This window comes from Acinetobacter sp. YH12069 (assembly GCF_013419675.1).
In the GTDB taxonomy this organism is placed as follows: Bacteria; Pseudomonadota; Gammaproteobacteria; order Pseudomonadales; family Moraxellaceae; genus Acinetobacter; species Acinetobacter amyesii.
In genome coordinates, this window is sequence record NZ_VOZS01000057.1 from 1 (window position 1) to 1427 (window position 1427).

The 1427-nt window shown below is 36.1% G+C and carries 1 protein-coding gene; it reads right to left on the reverse strand.

The annotated features are described in order from the left end of the window. The coding region (gene mobQ / locus FTU16_RS16395) for a MobQ family relaxase (protein ID WP_180163694.1) at positions 1-1427 on the reverse strand (1427 nt) is incomplete at both ends.

Sequence of the window (1427 nt, forward strand, 5' to 3'; positions counted from 1 at the left end):
ACTGCTGTTCTCTAGATTCACGATCTTTTCGGTCGTTTTCGAGCTGTATTGCTCTTTTTTGGGAAAACTCTTGCTGCGCTTCGGTCTCAATTTTTTTTGTAAAAGCCGCATGCAATTCTTGGATTTTTAGATCTTCCATTTCTTCTGCATATAGTCGCTTTTGTTTTTCACCATTTTGAGGACTAAAGTATTTATTTCCATAGTTATCTTCTTCAAATATATAACTATTTATGATCTCCAGTCTTTGATCGCGTACATACTCTTGATACTCAGTTTCTCTGCGTGATATTTCAGAAATTTGATGATCTATATTTGAAATTTGATCATTAAGTTTTCGTTGTTTAACAGTGATGTTCGGTTCGTCAAGTTTTGCAAAAGACTTTTTAGGCTGGAGCAGCTGATTTTCTTCTGTCCATTTATTTAAATGATCAGAATATCTCTCTTTTTTTTCTATTTCACTAAGACCAGAAATATGCTTTTGGATGTCTAGTTGGGTGTTGTGTTGGTCGATCAGGTCATTTATTTGATTGATCCATTTTGTTTTAAAAAATAAAGGCTCTTTTTTGCGTAGTTCTGATATTGCAGAACTCATCGTGTCTAATTTTGTTGTTAATTTTGATAATTCTTCATTTTGGAATTCATAAAGTTTCTGAGAAGTTTTTTCTGAATACTCAGCTTGAGAGTATTGAAACTGAAGCTCACTTCGTACTTTTTGAACAAGATCCTCAGATACTTTGATGTTTTCATCCAGTGCGATGACCTTTTTGATTTTTAAATTACGTAGCTTAATTTCATCATTTTTCAGACTAATTTCTGTAAATATCCCTCGTCTCCGGAGGTATGTCGCTTGAGGACCTTCGTGCTGAGTTGCTTCTAGGTCACTTTCCTGGTCTTCATAACTTCTGTGATCGACACGTTCATCAAATCCATTTTGTTCCAGGTGATGATTGCATAACTCTGCAAATGATTCTCTCCAGTGGCTTACAGTTTCTGTGCCATTGTCACGACTGAAGTCCCTATATTTTTTTGCTGAAAAGCCACCCTGCTCATTAATACTTCGGGTTGTGAACATGATGTGTGCATGGTAGTTGCGTTCATCACTTCCACTGTCTGTATGAGGTGCATGAATAGCAGCATCAACGATGACACCGTATTTTTTAACGAGGTTTCGGCAAAGTTCATTGAGCATATTTTCACGCTGTTCAGCGTTTAACTCACTGGGAAATGCAATCTCAAACTCTCTTGCAAGTAATGCATCTTTTCTACGTTCAACCTTTTCGACTTCATTCCAAAGTGTTTGGCGCTTGAGTAACTCAGTATTTGTATTTTCAGGTGCATAGATTTTTGTAAATTCGACACCAGTTTTTCTTGTGTAGTCTTGTTCTTTTCCATAAAAATCGCATACCAATTTTTCACTTGAACGATAT